This window comes from Bacillus sp. TH50, assembly GCF_016650565.1.
Classification (GTDB): Bacteria; Bacillota; Bacilli; order Bacillales; family Bacillaceae_G; genus Bacillus_A; species Bacillus_A mycoides.
The window spans coordinates 376,151-391,204 of record NZ_JAEKFM010000008.1; the positions used below are offsets into that span (position 1 = coordinate 376,151).

15 protein-coding genes and 5 pseudogenes are annotated in these 15,054 nt (G+C 32.7%); 12 read left to right on the forward strand and 8 right to left on the reverse strand.

What is annotated here, in order from left to right; all coding sequences use genetic code 11:
• Positions 1-189: 189 nt before the first annotated feature.
• Entirely contained in the window at positions 190-420 is a 231-nt protein-coding gene (locus JFU23_RS29885; protein WP_002187325.1) for a transposase, read from the reverse strand.
• Positions 421-482: 62 nt separating this feature from the next.
• Positions 483-678 (reverse strand): annotated as a pseudogene (locus tag JFU23_RS29890) (IS3 family transposase); the annotation flags it as partial.
• Positions 679-1,209: 531 nt separating this feature from the next.
• Between JFU23_RS29890 and JFU23_RS29895 the strand changes: the two are divergent.
• Both JFU23_RS29895 and JFU23_RS29900 read left to right on the forward strand, forming a co-directional pair.
• Positions 1,210-1,530 carry a helix-turn-helix domain-containing protein gene (locus JFU23_RS29895; RefSeq protein WP_201033509.1) on the forward strand — a complete coding sequence of 107 codons (321 nt, stop codon included), beginning with the start codon at positions 1,210-1,212 and terminating at the stop codon, positions 1,528-1,530.
• Between the two features lie 23 nt (positions 1,531-1,553).
• Positions 1,554-2,405, forward strand: a complete 852-nt coding sequence (locus JFU23_RS29900) for an IS3 family transposase (RefSeq protein WP_172805416.1) — start codon at positions 1,554-1,556, stop codon at positions 2,403-2,405.
• Positions 2,406-2,459: 54 nt separating this feature from the next.
• Here JFU23_RS29900 and JFU23_RS29905 read toward each other — a convergent pair whose 3' ends face one another.
• Positions 2,460-2,834 (reverse strand): hypothetical protein, encoded by a 375-nt coding sequence (locus tag JFU23_RS29905; RefSeq protein ID WP_088045367.1) that lies wholly within the window; start codon positions 2,832-2,834, stop codon positions 2,460-2,462.
• Between the two features lie 262 nt (positions 2,835-3,096).
• Between JFU23_RS29905 and JFU23_RS29910 the strand changes: the two are divergent.
• The 3 genes and pseudogenes from JFU23_RS29910 to JFU23_RS29920 all read left to right on the forward strand — a co-directional run.
• Positions 3,097-3,702 (forward strand): annotated as a pseudogene (locus JFU23_RS29910) (recombinase family protein); the annotation flags it as partial.
• Between the two features lie 74 nt (positions 3,703-3,776).
• Positions 3,777-4,655, forward strand: a complete 879-nt coding sequence (locus tag JFU23_RS29915) for an Rpn family recombination-promoting nuclease/putative transposase (protein ID WP_201033510.1) — start codon at positions 3,777-3,779, stop codon at positions 4,653-4,655.
• Between the two features lie 506 nt (positions 4,656-5,161).
• A complete protein-coding gene (locus JFU23_RS29920; protein ID WP_201033511.1) occupies positions 5,162-5,587 on the forward strand; it encodes a DUF4879 domain-containing protein in 426 nt (141 codons plus the stop codon).
• A 148-nt stretch (positions 5,588-5,735) separates the two neighbouring features.
• Here JFU23_RS29920 and JFU23_RS30850 read toward each other — a convergent pair.
• Positions 5,736-5,951, reverse strand: a pseudogene (locus tag JFU23_RS30850) (hypothetical protein); the annotation flags it as partial.
• 90 nt (positions 5,952-6,041) lie between these two features.
• Here JFU23_RS30850 and JFU23_RS30855 point away from each other — a divergent pair.
• Positions 6,042-6,164 (forward strand): annotated as a pseudogene (locus JFU23_RS30855) (recombinase family protein); the annotation flags it as partial.
• 271 nt (positions 6,165-6,435) lie between these two features.
• Here JFU23_RS30855 and JFU23_RS29925 read toward each other — a convergent pair.
• The 4 genes and pseudogenes from JFU23_RS29925 to JFU23_RS29940 all read right to left on the reverse strand — a co-directional run bounded on the left by JFU23_RS29925 (position 6,436) and on the right by JFU23_RS29940 (position 10,050).
• Entirely contained in the window at positions 6,436-6,735 is a 300-nt protein-coding gene (locus tag JFU23_RS29925; protein WP_201033512.1) for a hypothetical protein, read from the reverse strand.
• A 465-nt stretch (positions 6,736-7,200) separates the two neighbouring features.
• A complete protein-coding gene (locus JFU23_RS29930; protein WP_201033513.1) occupies positions 7,201-7,665 on the reverse strand; it encodes a DinB family protein in 465 nt (154 codons plus the stop codon).
• 430 nt (positions 7,666-8,095) lie between these two features.
• A pseudogene (locus JFU23_RS29935) lies at positions 8,096-9,518 on the reverse strand (IS4 family transposase).
• Position 9,519: 1 nt separating this feature from the next.
• Entirely contained in the window at positions 9,520-10,050 is a 531-nt protein-coding gene (locus JFU23_RS29940; protein WP_201033514.1) for a CGNR zinc finger domain-containing protein, read from the reverse strand.
• A gap of 114 nt (positions 10,051-10,164) precedes the next feature.
• Between JFU23_RS29940 and JFU23_RS29945 the strand changes: the two genes are divergently transcribed.
• The 6 genes from JFU23_RS29945 to JFU23_RS29970 all read left to right on the forward strand — a co-directional run bounded on the left by JFU23_RS29945 (position 10,165) and on the right by JFU23_RS29970 (position 15,045).
• Complete coding sequence (locus tag JFU23_RS29945) at positions 10,165-11,361, forward strand: MFS transporter (protein ID WP_201033515.1); 1,197 nt, start codon at positions 10,165-10,167, stop codon at positions 11,359-11,361.
• A 398-nt stretch (positions 11,362-11,759) separates the two neighbouring features.
• The gene (locus JFU23_RS29950) at positions 11,760-12,668 is read left to right on the forward strand and encodes an acyl-ACP desaturase (protein WP_002065481.1); all 909 of its coding nucleotides are present in this window, start codon (positions 11,760-11,762) and stop codon (positions 12,666-12,668) included.
• Between the two features lie 215 nt (positions 12,669-12,883).
• Entirely contained in the window at positions 12,884-13,345 is a 462-nt protein-coding gene (locus tag JFU23_RS29955) for a CarD family transcriptional regulator (RefSeq protein WP_002130368.1), read from the forward strand.
• A 557-nt stretch (positions 13,346-13,902) separates the two neighbouring features.
• Positions 13,903-14,067 (forward strand): BC1881 family protein, encoded by a 165-nt coding sequence (locus tag JFU23_RS29960; protein ID WP_016119583.1) that lies wholly within the window; start codon positions 13,903-13,905, stop codon positions 14,065-14,067.
• 272 nt (positions 14,068-14,339) lie between these two features.
• A complete protein-coding gene (locus JFU23_RS29965) occupies positions 14,340-14,573 on the forward strand; it encodes a hypothetical protein (protein WP_201033516.1) in 234 nt (77 codons plus the stop codon).
• A 238-nt stretch (positions 14,574-14,811) separates the two neighbouring features.
• Complete coding sequence (locus tag JFU23_RS29970) at positions 14,812-15,045, forward strand: YuzF family protein (RefSeq protein WP_002068860.1); 234 nt, start codon at positions 14,812-14,814, stop codon at positions 15,043-15,045.
• Positions 15,046-15,054: the final 9 nt, after the last annotated feature.

A 15,054-nucleotide genomic window follows, 5' to 3' on the forward strand; every position in this document is an offset into this window, starting at 1 on the left:
GCAAGTAAGGTAATATTAGTTGGTATTATCCCTTTTAAGTAGACAGTGTAAAAAGACTACATTCTTAATGTGGAATGTTACACTATACTTGAAGGGATATTTTAATGGCAAAAAAAGAACAACATTTCAAAAATATGCAGAGACATTTAAATTGAAAGCTGTACATTTGTATAAAAATGATGGACGGAGCTATGATGCGATTGCTAAAGAACTAAGAATGCCAATTGTTACTCCATTGAAAATGTGGGTAAAACAAATTCCAAATGGTAACGCACTTTCTCCATATTCACTTATCCAATGATAAAGAGTATTCGAATGGATAGATAATTCTTTTGAAACCTCTTTCACAAACATATTCTCTTCCAATAGTAATTGGACTGCAGCCAATTTAAATTGACGATTATAGACTTTTCTACTCATAAACTGAATCACCTTTATCTTTTAACTTAGTGTGCAATTTATTGTAGCATCTCCAATCCTTTTTAATTCCAGTGATATCTATCATGATTAAGGTATGTCATATATTTCTTTATCTCTTGTTTCAACTCAGTAAAACACTCGTAAGATTTTATATATGCTTTATCTTTCAGATAGCCCAAAAACGATTCTTGTGGTGCTTTATCCCAACAGTTTCCTCTTTTTTACTAATTTATGGTAGGTAGGACTTGTGTAGTGAGAATCTTAATCAGATTACCATATTCATGAACAGATACATCCAATTATTAATATCTTAATGAATACGAGATAGACGAAGAGTAATTTCAATTTCTATTAATGTTTCATGAAGTACTGGATATCTAACCACATTAGTATGGTGAGGGTTTAGTTTTTTAAAAGTTAAGAATAGTCAGTCTTAATTCTATCAATTTACTATATATTACATTTATGTAAGTATTGTTATAAGAGCATTTTTTAAAACTTTCCCCTAATAAAGTTTTGAAAGAGTTGTCTCAGTATTCTCCATGTTGTAAATATGCCAAGAAAAGAGAATCCATTTGGGTTCTCTTTTTCTTTTAAATTTGAGTCCTTAACCTCAAATTTAAAAGACGCATTAATAATTGTGATAATTTAACAGAAAAATCACCTTAACATACAGCAAATACTAAAAAGACCGGATATAATATTGATATTATCCCCTTTAAGTAGACAGTGTAAAAAGACCATGTACATACATGGTCTTTTTACACTATTACTTGGAGGGGATTTTTCATGACTAAAAAAGGTTCAACATTTATTACATATTCAGAAGAATTAAAGTTAGCGGCTGTTCAAAGTTATTTAAACGGAGAAGGAAGTTATAATATGATAAAGGAAAAATATCAGATTAGAAGCTCTACACAACTAAAAAATTGGGTGAAAAAATATAAAGAATCTGGTGAAATTACAGATACTCGTGGAAAAAATGGTGGAATGAAAGGTATATCAAATCCTCTAAAAGGCAAACGCGTTCATTTTAAGACGATTGAAGAGGAACTTGACTACTATAAGGCACAGGTTGAATATTTAAAAAAGCAGTATCCGAATCTGTAAATGGAGGTGCACTAAAATATACGGTGAGATATCATATCATTGAATCATTAAAGGGGAAATATCCAGTTATATGGCTTACGAAATTTGCGGGTGTACATCGTTCAAGTTACTATAAGTGGATTCATACAAAAAGTATGAAAAACATACGACTAGAATCCGAGAAACGATTAAAAAAAGTAATACAATCTATTCACGTAAGGCACAAGGAATATGGTTATCCACGTATGAAAATCGCTTTACAGGAAGAGGGATACTTTATAAATCACAAAAAAGTATATCGCTTAATGAGCGAGCTCAACATTCAATCTATTATTCGAAAGAAGCGTCGCTTCTTTAAAGGGAACTATTCCAATGTTTTTCCGAATGTTTTAAACCGTGAATTCAAAGATCGCCAACAAAATGAAGCGCTTGTTACAGATATTACTTACCTACGATTCCAAGAGGGATTTCGGTATCTTTCTGTTGTACAAGATATTTATAATAACGAAGTTGTTTCTTGGAAAATATCCAAGCGCAACGATAATGAACTTGTATTAGATACAATTGAAATGTTGGCACAAAAAAGAGATGTGCGTGGAACCATTCTCCATTCAGATCAGGGATTCCAGTACACATCTCACGCCTACAACAAACGACTTTTAGGTTTAGGTATCATTGGCAGCCACTCTCGCAAAGGAAACTGCCATGATAATGCCTGTATTGAGTCATTTTTCTCCCATTTTAAATCGGAAATGTTGTATTTGAATCATTTTAAAACAGAAGCAGATTTAATACAAGCAATTGAAGAGTATATTTATTTTTATAACTATAAACGGTTCCAAAAACGACTCAACCACCGAGCTCCGATAGAATATCGAATCTCGATGGCTGCTTAGTCTTTTTAATATTGTCTACTTGACAGGGATAAGACCATATCTGGTCTTTACTTATTATTGATTAACTGGATTTTCACAATATTTCTTTGCAATTGCACTTGCCATATCAATTGCCCTTTGTAGAGTAGCGTGTTTAGAACTAAAATCATAAGGCTCAAATCCAAATTCTTCATAAATTTCAAAGGAGATGCTTGTTACAAGTCTATACTTTGAAGGGATAGCTTCATTATCAATTGTTAAATGGAAATCATAACGATCATCAAAACATAATAGTTCAACTTTGAATGTATTATGTGTGCTTGCTTGGCGAAATTGATAATACTCAACTGGATATAAATAATCACCTTCATTTTTGTAGTTAAAGTCTTTAAAAAAAATCTTAATCAACGCCCCTCGTGTGTTTTTTTGGATATTTCCTATTTTTATCATAAACTCTTACCTATTACAAAGTACATAATTATTAGATTTATTATTTATAAGTGTTTCAAAAACGATGGTTTTTGATAAATATAAAATGAGCAAAATTTAATCTTTATAAATCGCTTAACTTCGTTATCAAAACTATTGTCAAAACCAAATTAACTTTAACTACCCTTTATGATAAAATCATTGTGTAAAGGGTAGGTGGTTTTATGAGTTCATACATTTTATGGTTATGCCAGGGTAAGTACAAAGCAGCAAGATTTAATTCGTTAAATTGATTAGTATTAAAGAACAGTTTGATACGAATACTCCTCAAGGAAAACTAATGCTAACTGTCTTTCAAGCATTTAGCCAGTTTGAAAGAGATTTAATTGCTCAACGAACACAAGAGGGGCTTGAAAGTGCAAGAGCAAGGGGAAGAGTAGGTGGACGCCCTCGTGTTAAGGATAGTTTCCTTCAGAGAGCATTGAAGTTATATGATTCTAAAGAATATAGCATCCAAGAAATTGTAAACATGACAGGTATTAGTCAAGCTACACTCTACCGATATATACGAAAAAATAAGCAAACTGAAAAAAGCGAACAAACTAAAGAACAAACAGCCACTATTCGTATGTTGTTACGTGTAGAAAATAATAATAAATTTGTACAAGGAAAGGGGAAAGTTCGAAAGAATATCGAATCCTTTCTCATATCACAATACTATATGGAACAACGTTCAGGAGAATATATATTTTATGTTCCTTACAACACACTTTCAGATTTAGAAAAAAAGGTAGATAGCATAATTCGTGAAATTGGTTTTGAAGCGAATTTACAAAACTGTTTTACTGAGTTGGATGTGTACTGTGATGAATTGGAGCTACAATGGTAAAAGTAGCATTTGCTTATATATAGAATTACATTATAAAATAATAAGAAGAAAAGAAAGACAGGGAGAGGAAATCCATGTCCACAAAATTAGTAAATTTACGAATTGATTTCGCTTTTAAACAGTTATTCGGAACGAAGGGAAACGAAGAAATTTTAACTGGATTTCTAAACGCTGTCCTAGAAGAATCTTTAGATGCACCTATTGCCTCTCTACAACTAGAAGATCCACATCTTCATAAATCTTATGAAGATGATAAGTTATCCATATTAGACTTATTAGCAACATTAGACAACGGAACGCAAGTGAATATAGAGATACAACTTCGCAATACACATGATATGGTGAAGCGATCTTTATATTACTGGAGTAAACTCTATACATCCCAAATGCAAGAGGGGATGCCGTATCGTTCACTTCGGAAAACAATTACCATTAACTTATTAGATTTTATATTATTCTCCCAGGATGATTCATTTCACACCATAGGACAATTATGGAATCCCCAAAAGCAACAGATACTAAGTGATGATATTGAAATTCATTTTATAGAAATTCCAAAATTGGTCAAACAATGGCGTGAAGAAAAAGTAAATCCATGGGAAAATGCATTTGTTCGCTGGATGTTATTACTACCAGCACATGAAGATGAACATTTAACTCAAACATTGGAGGAGATTGCAATGAATCAAGATCCAATTTTACAAAAAGCAATGAATAAGTGGGAAAATATGAGCCATGACTCTTCTTTCCGAACAGCTTATGAAGCTCGTGAAAAGTTACTTCTAGATGAACAAGCTAAGTTAGCTCATGCTCGAGAAGAAGGATTAGAAGAAGGTATTGAAAAAGGGAAAATTCAATTAATTCGTGGTATGCATAAAAATGGTATGCCATTAGAAGACATTGCGAAATTCACTGGTCTACGTACAGAAGAAATACGAAAATTACTATTATAATACGTATTATTACAAAAACTTTGCGAAAAATATCGCAAAGTTTTTTATTTAATCCTTTAAACATCAACTCCTTAAAAATTTTTCCTTTTTTAGACAGTTTACTTTTGATTTATATTAGTGTGATTTTAGAAGTAAGTTGTACCGTTTGTAAAAAGTTTGATTAAAAATCCTATATAAGGCCTCACCATACATGCCCATCAACTTAAGAAATGTATACACCCCCAAAACAAAAAAATGAGCTAATTTCTCAAGATAACTAACTGTAGAGAAAGAGAATTTTCATTTAGGGGATACTTCAAAACCTTAGCTTGATGACGATGGGACGTTACCCCATTAAGGAGTTTTTTATCTTGAAAGCAACGGATATATTATCATACATGTCAATCAATATGCTAAATCACATGTCTAAAAAAGTATAATTTGTTAACATTTTCAAAATAAGGGCTATTCTTATACAATTCTGTTAATATTAAAATTGTACTTATATAAAAGAAGGGGATGTTTATATGTTTAAAAAAGTTACATTAGGGATATCATCATTAGCAATGGCATCGGTAGTTGGTTTAGGAATGGCATCGGAGGCATCTGCAGGACCAGCGGCACCTCTAACTTCTTTAAGTGTAGTGAAAGTAGAGTCACAATTGGGTGGGGTTGAATACATTAATCCTAATAGTTTTAGTACAACTAAAGATCATGGGGGAAGTTACTTATATGTTTACACAAAAGAAATAGGGTATGGCCAGTTTCCTTTTGCGAAAATGAATGGATTTGATGTGAAAAGTATTGGTTCACAAATAATTGGGGGTAATCCTATTGTAGGTTGGGAATATAAATGGGATGCATCAAATCATCAAGAAGGGACTTTTGAATATCAAAAGACTTCAATAAACTATCCAAGAGATACGTGGCGTACTTCACTATATATTAAATAGTCAGTTTTATATATTCGTAGCATAAAAATCCCTGCACCTTGTGTGGGGATTTTTTCATAAAGAAAAGACACCTTAAGGTGCCTTCCTCCGACTTAAACCACTTTACTTTTAATAATATGTATTGGACTTCTATCCAAATACAATTTTATCATATTTTCCGCAAAATGAAAGTGCATTCATTAGTCTGCTTAATGGTTTTATCCATAACTTCTTTATATGTATTAAACTCTTTATTTTTTATATCACCATTTATCTGTGAAAGGAAATCGCCTTTAGCCTATATAGGAAAGAATAGTATTGGAGCTGAGTTTCCTAGCTCATCATAGTACTTCTTAGCTTTCTCTAAATCTTCTTTCTTACTAAATGGGGTAGTGACAGGGTAGTTGTCATAGACCGCAAAATAAGTAAGGTTGAACCAACAGTAGCATTAAAACCATCTATTATCATAATTAATATAGAAGAAACTTATTCTAAATGGAAAAGTGAGGAAATAACAGCTATTATATTTATGGAAATGTTAGAGCGAAAGAAAAATGCGTTTTATAAAATAATGAAGGAATATGAGAGAAAAAAATAGCATCTTTCCTATGAGAGGTCCTACTTTTTCTCCAGGTGTAGGAATCTTGGAGTTTTTGCACCAGAATAGTATGATGTATATCGAGAAAAAATAAAAGACAACTCTAATTAAGAGTTGTCTTTTTGTGTAATAAATTTTACAAAATCTGAAGATATACAAACGACTAGAATACGTTATGGTTTTTGAGCTTTTTGTTAACAATGTTCACAAATAAACTTTTTGTAAAGGTTTTCTTTGAATATAATTATTTATTTTAAAAATATAATCATGGTTATTGTTTTTCGAGGGTTTCCTTATAAACCTTAGCTATATATTTGACAAAATCAATGACGGGATAGTGTATGAGTGAACGATGCTGCGTAAAACGAATCCCTTCTTTTTCCATTTCGGAAATGAGTTGTTCAATTTTCAACTCTTTTTGTTGTATCCTATTATAATTTTGGTATACAATATTTTTCCATTGATAGGAGGAACCGTGAAAATAACTTTCTCCTTTTACCCTGTGACTAAATATTATTTCTATTTTTTCTCTACGTTGCTTTTCCTTCATATGCGCTTCCGTTGACTGCATGTTTATCGCCTCTTCCCTTTGTGCACAGTCTAACCGTTTAAATAACCCCATCATAGCCAATGTACAGTGATCTTGTTGGGAATTGTCCTTTAAGGCTATCTCATCAACTGTATATATTTTCAAGCGCTTAATCTAACATCTTACATCTAAATAAGTTGTTAGTGTGTTTAAAATACCATTAATCTTTTAAGTTTTTTACTACCAATAACAAAATTAGAAAGTAGTGAAAACGTATGAAAACGAGCCTTATTATTTTATATGATTTAAAGAATTTACTTTGCGGTTCATAGCAATAACCCTGTCACTACCCCTGTAATACAATACAACACAACATCATTTATCAAGACCTAATATCAAAAAAACTTGTGAAAATAAGCTATTTTGCATACTGGTCATGTACAATATGTCAAACAGCCTACTAGGTAACACGCAATTCAACTAAAGCGCACGTTAATGGAAGAAATATCATTCAAACATTAAGATTTTATGGTCTTTATCATAACAGTGAACAAGCATAGCGTGTAATTGTCCCCGATGATGATAAACGTGTGCTAATATCTCTAACAGCCATTCATATCTTGTATAAGTCAAATCCCAATATGAAGTAGTTTGAGATAGGAGTTCTGCCTCGGATAAATTCATATATTTATTTTTTAATGATTCAAAATTGGTAAGGAAACCATCTTTTATTGAGTCTAAGGTTTTATATGCTACTCCTGAATAAAAATTTTCCATTTCTTCTTGCGTTGCTTCTTTTGAAATACGCCAATCAGCTTCACAAATCACTGCCATATGTTCTAATAGTTCCCCGATAGAATGCTTATTAGGTGTTGGTCTTTTTTGTAAATCGTTTTCCTCTAAATTGCCTATTATTTCGATTACTGTTTTTACAGCTACTTCAATTTGGTGTAATACACTTTCACAACTCATAAGTACCCCCTTGTTAAACTCTACTGCCCTTTAGTTAAAAAGGGAGTGGAACGGTGTTCCCTTAGCTTTTTTTATAAACCTCTGTAAACATTGTGTAAATCATATACCATCCTATTAATATCTGATTAATAATTCCATTATGTATAAAAAAAGAGGAAATATGCTCTCGTATTGAACATAGTATCCTCTTTTTATTATAGTCTGTTTAAATGATGTTGTGTTGCATTGAAATACTCTTAACGGGACAAAATTCACATCATTTTATGCTGAAATTTGCTTCACGTGTTTTTTTTCCCATTTGCGGTCTGTACCCCATTGCCATCAAGCTAACAACGTAAATTACTAGATACGAAATGATTCTTGTTTCAAAACTAGTGAGTGATGGAAGAATAGGCATGCCAAAGAAGCCTACTAAAACGCAATTTTTTCACTAGGCAGCTTGTCTATGCTTCATCGTTGTTTCATACACAACCCCTAGAATATCAAAGACGGTCATCTTCTTATACCGATGACATTTACGACCGTTCTTTTTGAGCAGCTGATAAAGGCGATGCAGAATTTTCAAAAGTTCTTCTGCGCCAACGGCTATCGCTTGAAACAGTAACGGAAAGTAATCTTTAATCATATAAATCGCTTTGTATTCACTCAGCTCCTGCTTTTTCTTTTCAAGCAGAAGCTGTCGCATTTGAAACATCGTAGAAGAACAGAGGAGAATGCCGATGAGTTGTCCATATAAATGACACTCTAGGCGTTCTCTTTTAATATTTTTACATTCATCAATTTCAAAGAATGACTTCCACGTTTTAAACAAAATCTCAACCTGCCAACGAAGTGAATACAATGAATGCACGTAGTTCGTCGGTAATTCTTCTAGCGACGTGTTCGTGATATATACATTCATACCCATTAAACTTTTACTTTTATCCTTCATGACAATGCCTTTCTTCTTTTCACGTATCGCTTGGTTTTTCAGGCGTGTTTGCGTTTGATCATCGGTTAAACGATGGATAATGACACGTGTTGGAAGCTTCTGATTTTGGCCAATGTATGCCTCGGGGATTTCCATCGTTTCACCAGGGGTTAGACCAAACATAATTTGTGTCATATCAAGCTGGATGTATTCTGTTTGCTTTTTTAATGTCCCATTTTTGAAGTGTTTTGGCTCAAGGTTCTTGATATAAATACGTGTATTCAGCTTCAACCGCGAGATATAGTAAGCCTCTTTATCATGAATGGATTGTAAGTCTCCTAAATCAAAGTAACCAAGATCACGCAAACATAAATCGCCCACCTCTACGGTTTCAAGGCAGATGGTACCGTATGTTTTATCATTATTCTTTCCTGGTCCAAGCTGTACGTTAAGAAATTGACCACTCAGTAAATCATATTCCAATTGGATTTTCACGCCTGCCGTATTACTACTTCCACCTGAACCTTGATAGTCAGTGGCGAAATGATCAGGCAGTTGAAACACTGTCGCATCTAAAATACGGATACGATTGAAAGTAGAAATTATGTGTGCAGAAAGCGATTGATTTGAACAGAGTTTTCGTGTGAGAAGAGAAGTAAAGACTTCTCGAAGAAATGCGACAGCTGCTGTATTAAAGCGTTGATTCAGTCCTTATGGGCTCATCAGTACCCCAGTGGAAGCTTCTAATCGACTACACAATTGTGTTGCTAGCTATTTCCTGACTGAGCCATACGCAAAGGGCAATGAGTTCGTTTGCTTGATACTTACTAGATCGTTGTACAAAACCAACTTGTTTGGCGATGTCTTGTAGGATTACTGGAGATAAAAAGTATTGTAGCTCTTGCGCGAAAAGATTTAGTTCATTTGAAATGATAGGATTCATCTTATTTATTTTTTCCCCGGTATCTTTTCACCTTAGCAATCGTCCCACAGGCCCTACCTTTTGGCCCACCCGCATACATGCTACACCAACGTTTACTTCCGTTCTTTGAATAATCATAAAAAACCCATTGACAATCAGGACAAGCTTTAAGACGTTGCCACTGATTTAATGCAATGCTTTCTACAATAATTGTTAGCATTTCATAAAGGAAGTCGTGTTTTTTCATTGGAGAGTATTGAATTGTATTTTGATCTATAAGGGCAACCTGAATAGGATTTCTAAGTAACCATTCGCTTAAATAACTTATATCATGATTTTTAACTGATTTTCGAATGTCATAACGAAATTGATATAGGTTATCTAAGTTCTCACTAACATCAACATTAGAAAAATTTTTCTTAATAAATGCTTCTAAGTTTTTTTCGTTTTTTAAATGATCTGTCGGTTGTCTTGTATCATTAGATATTTCCCAAGTATTTAAAAAGGTACGTATAATCTCCAACCTTCCTGGCGCTAATTGATTATGTTCCATGTTAACCACCTAACTATTTTAATAATTGACGTTTTTTCTTCGTACTGATACGATTATAACACAACATGTAACCATTTAAAGTTTTTAACAGTTAACAAAAGGAGGATTCTTACCATGACTACTCTCAAAATTCCTGTCTCCATCAGGATATTGCTTGCAGCTGTTCTATTCATGAATACGGGAAGTTTCATGATAATGCCCTTTTTCGCTATTTATTTAACAGATAGTCTACATTTTTCTCCTTTAGAATTAGGAACGGTATTGACTACAATTTTAATTTCACAACGTGGGTTATCAGTCATTACAGGATTTATCGGTGATCGAGGAAGTCATACCATACATGTATTGTTAGGTGTTATCGTAAGGGGATTAGGTTTTTGGTTATTTGTCTATGCGGAGGATTTTTGGTTTATAGTTTTATCTTCTTTTTGTATTGGCCTCGGAGGAGCGCTATTTGATCCCTCAGTAACAGCCTTTTTTGCTTCCCAAAAGGAAGAATTGAGAAAAAAAACGTTTACTTATTTTAATCAAATGCTGAATGCAGGAGTTATTATAGGACCAGCAATTGGAGCATTACTAGTCAAGATGAATCCCGTATACCCCTTTGCCATAGCTGGTATTTCTATGATGATATTAGCATTTGCTGTTTTTGTATATCGTAAACAATACCCAGAAACTATTAAGGACAATAAAAATATATCTGAAAGTGTAAAGTATGCATTTTCTAACACACTATTCTTAACTTTCATAGGTGTTATGATTCTATTTTGGATTATGTTCGCTCAATTAAATATTTCATTTCCGATTAAAGCCTATGCTTTATCTAGAAATAAAGAATTAGTAAGTTCTATTTTTATCGTAAATGGAATCTCGGGGCTAATATTCATGTTTTTCTTACGAAAATTATTTATCAAGTTGAATCCCATAATAATGGTTAAAGTAGGGGTTTTAATTATGGGAACATCTATAGCTATGATACCTTTTATTCCGTCTATATATTGGATGCTATGTTGCATCTTCCTTTATACATTGGGGGAAACCCTGGCTTTACCAGGTGGAGAAATGGTGGTAGCTCAATTTAGTACCAATAGGCCTGCTGGATTATTTTTTGGAATGTTTCAAACCTCCTGGGCATTGGGAGGATCTATAGGGAATTATTTTGGTGCATGGTTAAATAAATTTAATCATACATATTGGGCGTGGTTTATTTATTTTTTAATAGGAATTCTTGCCTTTATATTATTCCACCTTATTCATAGAAAGATGGAAACTAAAAAAGAATCATTTCAACTACATGCTCATCAACAATAACTACCGTATTATAGATATAAAAACTTTGTTGATGTCATCTGTAGAATGACAGAATTATGCCCGTTTAACCAACAAATTTATTCCTAGAATCCTGTCACATTGCCATCAAGTTAAGAAATTCATTGTTCCCCAAAACGAAAAAAATGAGTTGAATCCTCATAGACACAAGTGTGGAGAGATAAAATTTTCGTTTTGGGGTTACTCCAAAATCTTAGCTTGATGGGCATGGGTCTGTACCCCATATAGAAATAAAGCGTTATTAAAGAGTTTTGTTACAAATTTGTTATGTTTGACTTAAAAAAAGGAAAGTAATATTTATTTGTAGAAAATTTTTAAGGATACAAATGAATGTGAAAATAGAATGACTATTTATGATAAGAAAAGGGGGGCACTTATATATGCTAACAAATGATTTAGATTTCCGATTAGAACCACGTTTAAAAGAATTGTATGAACAACATAAAATAAGAGCGCAGAAGATAGACTGGGGTTATCATGAGTTTTTACCATGGGATAAGGGAATGGACTTTAAAAGAGTTCCTTGGGATGAAAGTCAAGTTACTCTTCCTTCTGGTGTAATTACGGCCATTGAAACAGCTTTATTAACAGAAGTGAATTTACCATGGTTTACAACGTATTTATCTGCAACTTTTAAAGGATCCCTTTCTGTTATTACAGACTTTATTCATACCTGGACCTCAGAAGAGGATCAACATTCGAATTTATTGGAGACATATTTACTACTCACTCGAAGTGTGAATCCCAAACGATTACATGAATTAAGAAAGTCAGTCGTTGAGGGTGGATTTGAGCCCGATTTTCACACACCAATCGAAGCAATGACATATACGACGCTACAAGAACTTGCAACGATGGTGTTTTACAATAATGTAGCTAAGGTTGCAAGTAAGCATGATCCAGATCTTGCTACATTATTACGTCGTCTCGCCAAAGATGAAACTCTTCATTATGCGTTTTATCGAGACGTCATTCGAACACATTTGGAATTGGAACCTAATTATTGCTATCATATTGCCAATGTGATTAGGAATTTTAAAATGCCAGGTGCTGTCATGCCAGATTTTGAAAATAGAATGACTGTAATTGCAAAAGAAGCTAACTATGGGCCGCTGCAATATTTTGATCAAGTACTTGATGTAGTAGTTGATTATTGGGGGTTAAAAGACTTACGACCCATTGCACCTCTAGCTGAAAAAGCAAGAATTGAGATTTTGGAGTACCACATAAGATTGAAAAAAATACGGGATCGATTTGGTCGTTTTCAAGGGAAAACTGATCTATGTTAATTAATCGATATTTTAGGATGTATATGGGCAAATTGACCGTCCCTTTATTGAGAATCTGACACACCCTATTGTTTTGGGGGTGTTTTTTACTTAATTTAATTTTTAACAAAAAAGTAGTTGACTCCAAAAATAAATTTGTGATATTATAAAATGTTTGATAAAAAATAACATATATGTTAAGGTTAAGAAGGTTACCATATATGGAGGTGGATTATATGTTTCAAATTGGCGATAACATTGTTTATCCAATGCACGGAGCAGGTATAATTGAAGCCATAGAAGAAAAAGAATTCTCAGGGAAAAAACAACAGTATTTTGTTATAAAAATGTCAATCAGTAATATGCAAGTCATGATTCCTATGGGTAAAATATTAAGTTCGAGTATACGCCCAGTTACTGATATACTTGCATTAAAACACATTATACACATTTTTCAGCATGGAGAATCAGATAAATTATTGCCGTGGAAACAAAGGTATAAAGTGAACACGGACAAAATAAAAACGGGTGAAATACAAGAAGGTGCTGAAGTTGTACGTGATTTAATGCGTATGAAGAAAGAAAAGGCACTTAATACAAGCGAAAAAAAAATGTTGGATAACGCACATGAATTTTTGATAAGTGAACTGGGTTTAATTAAAGGGATCACTGAAAATCAATTAAAAAGTTTCTGTTAAGGTTCATTATAGATAATGTATTACATCCCCCGAAAATATCCTGAATTTTTCGGGAATATGATTATTATTAAAAGTAAATCATTTCAAAGACATTCAACTTCTTCAACTCACTTTTAGAGTAGGAACCTCTTTTGTTATTACTTCAATCTAATCCATTTTTATTTTTAAATTTCTTTTACGAACGTTCGAAGTTTCATCAAATAACTCGATCAAATAGTCACTTGATTTTTGCAATCCTGATTCACACTGGCACGGACAAGGAGCCGTAAGGATGAAAGAGAGGTAGGGCTTTCATTATTTTAGGTATATATATATAAGTCATTATTTCTAGAAGAAAAAACAAATCAATCTCATCTCTATCTTTAAGAATTTTTTACATTTACTGAGACAGTGAATAGTAATTGTTTATCTTCTTTTCATAAAAGAGATACGCGAGTTGGTAACATCTAAATATATGGTCAACGATAAAAATTGATGGAATTTCTAGAACTAGAAACCATTTTTATAATTCATTTAACATAATAAGATGAAATGAAACAATAAGAAGGAGTGAAGATATGAAACACATGCCAACGCACGAATTAAGTAACGAGTTAAAGAAGCGGAAAGGGATTACTTCTATTAAGATTGAGTCCTATGAAAAAATTGAAGTTGGTGGAATTCTTGTAGATGGACCGGCTGTTATTTTAATTAATCAAGAATACCTAAAAATTGTTGAATGAAGAAAAGGATGATCCTTTACGAAAAGGGATGATCCTTTTTGTTTGCTGCAGCTAATATGGGATATACATAACTTTTATCTAATGTATTGGGGTTAAAAGGAAGGAGAGGGTCGGGATTATCATAGTGGTAAGCTTAATATTGGTAGGATTTCTTTTTATGTTATATAAATTAGTTGCTTAAAAAAACTAATTATTTGAACCGATAGATTGTTTTCTTTTTAAGGGCGAGATTTATTTTATAGGAAAATTGATAATTTTAAGGAGGAATTTAGATGGATGCAAGGAAACAACGCATAAAATACGAGAAGATGTCAAAGAACTATGAACGTATTTCTTTAGTTTCGTTACTCCTATTAATTGTACTTGTTTGTAGTAGTGTGATTATCATAGGAGCTACAGGGGGGGAATATGGAGTGTTTTTGTTGGTAGCAATTTTACTTAACGCACGTATTACTAAAGAATCTCAAAAAAAGTATGAGCAGTATTCTAATAAAGGGCGTATTTAAAATGATACATATCTTGAAAGGAACAACCTGGATGTACATGCAAAGTATCCCGATATCATCACCTATTAACTAGAAAAAGTGACCTTATATAAATAATTTTTTAGCAATTTAGAAATAGAACACGTACCTTATTAAAATGTTATTTTCGTTCACATAATGATTTATCCTTCTAGCATATTTATAAGATTTATATCATATATTAAGAGAAAGAATGTAAGTTAGAAAGGAGTCTTATAGAATGAGTTATTTGGAGGGAAATGACTTTAGTGAACAAAATATGGTAAGTGTACCTAATCCCTACGTATATCAGACATTACAATCGGTAATTGGTAAACATGTGGTTATTGAAACTGTAAGAGGTAATGTAAGAGGAAAGTTAAAGGATGTGAAACCCGATCATTTGCTCATTGAAGATACGGTACCGTATATTGTACGCATTCAACAAATTGTATGGATTATGCCAAAACAATAATCAAATTAC